At 47.2% G+C, this 4,385-nt stretch carries 5 protein-coding genes; 1 reads left to right on the forward strand and 4 read right to left on the reverse strand.

Annotation, left to right across the window (positions count from 1 at the left end):
- Positions 1–690 (reverse strand): M23 family metallopeptidase (locus tag ACWVCM_RS04150; protein ID WP_455200452.1); only part of this gene is annotated, 690 nt, incomplete at its 3' end.
- A gap of 236 nt (positions 691–926) precedes the next feature.
- Here ACWVCM_RS04150 and ACWVCM_RS04155 point away from each other — a divergent pair.
- Positions 927–1,361: a DciA family protein gene (locus tag ACWVCM_RS04155; protein WP_455200453.1), complete on the forward strand. Its 435-nt coding sequence runs from the start codon at positions 927–929 to the stop codon at positions 1,359–1,361.
- A gap of 131 nt (positions 1,362–1,492) precedes the next feature.
- Here the strand turns inward: ACWVCM_RS04155 and lpxC are convergent, their stop codons facing one another.
- From lpxC to ftsA, 3 genes are all read right to left on the reverse strand, one after another.
- Positions 1,493–2,401, reverse strand: coding sequence for a UDP-3-O-acyl-N-acetylglucosamine deacetylase (lpxC, locus tag ACWVCM_RS04160; protein WP_455200454.1), 909 nt, complete (start codon positions 2,399–2,401; stop codon positions 1,493–1,495).
- Positions 2,402–2,582: 181 nt separating this feature from the next.
- Positions 2,583–3,725, reverse strand: coding sequence for a cell division protein FtsZ (gene ftsZ, locus ACWVCM_RS04165; protein WP_455200455.1), 1,143 nt, complete (start codon positions 3,723–3,725; stop codon positions 2,583–2,585).
- A gap of 63 nt (positions 3,726–3,788) precedes the next feature.
- On the reverse strand, positions 3,789–4,385 hold a 597-nt coding region (gene ftsA / locus ACWVCM_RS04170; protein ID WP_455200456.1), incomplete at its 5' end, for a cell division protein FtsA.

A 4,385-nucleotide genomic window follows, 5' to 3' on the forward strand; every position in this document is an offset into this window, starting at 1 on the left:
CCAGGTTACGACACCGGAACCTACCGACACGATATCACTACCTAATTTTCCAGCAAAATCAACGCCTTTATGGTGGGCCTTGTGCCCGGTAAACGGATCAGTGCGAATTCCATAAAATGAGGAAGTCCAGCCTTTTATAATTGGCTTACCCGCAGGCATGACCTCTTCGTGCAAATTCCGGTTCATCAACATGTTTTCCAGCAAATCAAGCTGTTGGGCACGATTATCCAGTTGGACCGACAATACATTGAGGCTGGCAACCAGATCAGGCGTCGCAGGCTCAGTGGATTCAGACAGGGAGTCAGCTGGACCACCAACTGCTGGAGGTACGGAGAAATCGAACTCACCACTGTCCAGTTCAGCGATTTCAATAAGACGACTACCAAGTGCATCAAGACGAATAACATGCGCCTGTAATTTTGCCAGGCGGCGGGATAAAGCCTGGACATTTTCCTTGGCATTGCGAGTGGCTGTGTCAATTTCCTGGCGCTGGGCCTCCATTTCACTTCGCCAGCCATCCATTAGTGCCCACGGTCCTGGTTCAGAATCTTCTTTGCCTAAGTAGTAACCACCACCCAGCAAAACAAGGGGCACGACGAATACCAAAAAAGTCAGCCCCCAGACTGCGCCTCGTGGAAGCCGATAAGCCGATGATTTTCCTTTCTTTTTCGGTACAAATATTATGTTCATTAACAATTCCCGCAATCTGTTATGATTCGACCTACACTGGTGACTTCTGGTTCATACAACCCGGATGACACACCTATGTTTTCGGCTATTGTGCTCATTTCTTGTGAGAACTCCTTCACATTTTAAGCCAGGAATTGGTTGACAATTAAACAACTGCTTATTTCTTAACTAATTGATGAAACACAATAAAGTTACCGAAATCACCATAACTCTATGAATTTAAATAAATTAATGTAATGGCAAAATCTCGCTCTGTCGGTCATTTACTTGAGAACCCCACCTCAGGCCTGTCCCAGGTGATCAACCGCGCCAAGGCGCTGCGGAAGTTAACGACACAGCTTAAAAACATGGTTGATACGCCACTCTGTGACCACATTTATGTAGCCAATATTCGCGGCACTACCTTAATTATAGGCACCGACTCCGCTGCCTGGCACACCCGTATCAAATACCTGGCACCCATGATTCTGGAACAAATGCGTCAATTACCCGACATGGACAGACTGCAAAAAATTGAGTTTCGTGTCCAACCATTCAGCGCTGGTGTGGCAAACACACAGACTCAGCAGACATCCGCTGCCAGTGCACAGAATAACGAAAGCACAGATGAAGATTCCCCAGGTCAACGCCTGGAGCAACTCTCTAGAAAAATTCGCGGAAAAAAAACGTAGTCCGGGGAAATGCCTGGGACTTTTGATATAAATAGTTATGTTCGAAACAGTAGTATACACACGACGACGCACTATGCTGCGGCATGCTAGCGCAAACGAAAATCTATAACTTATTGAATATCTGGATTTTATTAAGCCAGGATAGGCTGAGTAAAGGATATTGGTGCAAGATCAATATCTTCAAAAGTGGCAGTTTCCCAGGCTTCCGAGTCAGCAAGCAACGCCCGCAATAAACGGTTATTAAGCGCATGTCCCGATTTATAACCACTAAACTCGCCAATTAGACTACAACCGAGCAAATATAAGTCGCCAATGGCATCGAGCACTTTATGTTTCACGAATTCGTCGTCGTAACGAAGCCCATCTTCGTTAAGCACGCGATAATCATCCATAACGACCGCATTGTCCATGCTGCCACCCAAAGCCAGGTCGTTCGCCCGGAGTTGCTCAATATCGCGCATGAATCCAAAGGTTCTCGCACGACTCACTTCCTTAACGAATGATGTACTGGAAAAATCGACGCTGGTGGTCTGGGAACGATTTCGAAATACCGGATGTTCAAAATCAATCTTAAAGGACACCTTAAAACCCTCAAACGGATCAAATCGTGCCCATTTATCGCCGTCTTCCACGATGACAGTGCGCTTAATACGAATAAAACGCTTCGGCGCATTTTGCTCTTCAATTCCTGCGGATTGCACTAAAAACACAAACGGGCCAGCGCTACCGTCCATGATAGGTACTTCAGCGGCGCTCAGGTCAACATAGGCATTGTCAATTCCAAGTCCAGCAAACGCTGACAACAGGTGTTCAACGGTCGATACTCGCACATCCCCCTTAATAAGAGTGGTAGATAAGCGTGTATCGCCTACATTTTCCGGGTTTGCTTCTATATCGAACGGTGTTTCCAGATCGATACGCCGAAATACAATGCCTGTATCAACGGCAGCAGGGCGAAGTGTCAAATAGACCTTTTTCCCCGTGTGCAAACCTATTCCGGTGGCGCGAATTACGTTTTTCAGTGTCCGTTGTCTAATCATTAAAGAGTTCTTCAATACTGCAACAATGTTCTAAAATACCGGCGATTCCCCCGCCGAGAGGTCGGATAATAGCATAGTGCCTAGTTTCTGACTAGTGAACCAATTCCCAGTTCCACAATGTTGCCACAATCATCTAACTCACGGACCGGGGGTGAGTTACCCAACAATGATTGTCCGTGTATCAATCAGCCTGGCGTCGCAGAAATGCCGGGATATCGTAATAGTCCATATTACTTTCATCCTGTGGCGCATACCCACCATTACTGGCTTTTTGGCGCATTACGGCTGGCTTCTTCAGTTTGTCATAGTTCACCTGGCCATCGGAACCCTTGGCTACCAGGCTCATGGGCTTCTCACGATGTCTTAACGCATTGCCTAATCCAGTAGCAACTACTGTTACCCTTAAGTCTTCTGACATTTCAGGATCGATGACCGTACCGACCACTACAGTAGCGTTCTCTGAAGCAAAAGCTTTAATTGTGTTGCCAACTTCTTCGAACTCGCCGATTGCCATATCCATACCCGCAGTGATGTTCACCAGGATACCCTTAGCTCCGGCCAGATCGATATTTTCCAGAAGCGGGCTGGCCACCGCAGATTCCGCGGCTTCCTGGGCTCGACTTTCACCCTTGGCTACACCTGATCCCATCATTGCCATGCCCATTTCAGACATCACGGTTTTAACATCGGCAAAGTCAACATTGATCAAGCCAGGGCGGGTAATGAGTTCAGCGATACCCTGTACAGCACCTAACAAGACATTGTTTGCGGCTTTAAACGCATCCAGCAAACTGACACTTTTACCCAACACAGATAACAATTTTTCATTGGGTATGGTAATCAACGAATCAACATACTCAGTCAATTGCTTGATACCATCTTCAGCAACCTGCATACGCTTTTTACCTTCGAAGGGGAATGGCTTGGTTATTACAGCCACTGTCAAGATACCCATATCTTTGGCGATTTGAGCAACAACCGGTGCACCACCGGTCCCTGTACCTCCACCCATGCCTGCGGTTATAAACACCATGTCCGCACCCTGGATCACTTCCATAATACGTTCGCGATCTTCCAATGCGGCTTGGCGACCCAAATCCGGGTTAGCCCCAGCTCCCAACCCTTTGGTAATGTTTGTACCAAGCTGCAACACGGTTCTTGCCGAAGTGTTTTTCAGCGCCTGAGCATCCGTGTTTGCGCAAACAAAATCTACACCATCAATATTTTGCTGCACCATGTGTTCTACCGCGTTACCACCGCCACCACCAACACCAACTACTTTGATGACCGCGCCTTGTGTATACGCATCCATTAGTTCGAACATGTCATTCACTCCTCTGATTAAACACCAGTGATGGTATTAACTATCCTAAATTTTCCTTGAAACTTAAAAATTTCCTTGAAACCAGCTTTTCATACGTTGCCACAAACTTTTATTTCCCCAATTTCCGTGTCCTTCACGTCGCAACTCACTCTGCTGCCTGCTACCGTATATCAGCAACCCTACCCCTGTTGCATATATTGGATTTCTAACAACATCGACCAGGCCACTTACATTACCCGGAACTCCCAAACGCACCGGAACATGAAATACCTCTTCCGCCAGATCAATTACCCCTTCCATTTTTGAGCAACCACCAGTTAACACGATGCCGGCGGCACACAAATCTTCAAAGCCACTACGGCGCAACTCGTTTTGCACCAACGTAAGCAATTCTTCATAGCGCGGCTCCACAACTTCTGCGAGTGTTTGCCGCGCCAGCCTGCGTGGCGGACGATCGCCAACACTGGGGACTTCAATACTTTCATCAGGACTTGCCAGTTGCGTCAGCGCACAGGCGTATTTCTTTTTGATTTCTTCCGCGTACTGGGTTGGTGTACGCAATGCAACTGCAATATCATTAGTAATCTGATCACCAGCAATGGGAATCACTGCTGTGTGGCGTATCGCACCTTCGGTAAACACGGCAATATCTGTAGTGCC

The organism is Kaarinaea lacus (assembly GCF_975902315.1).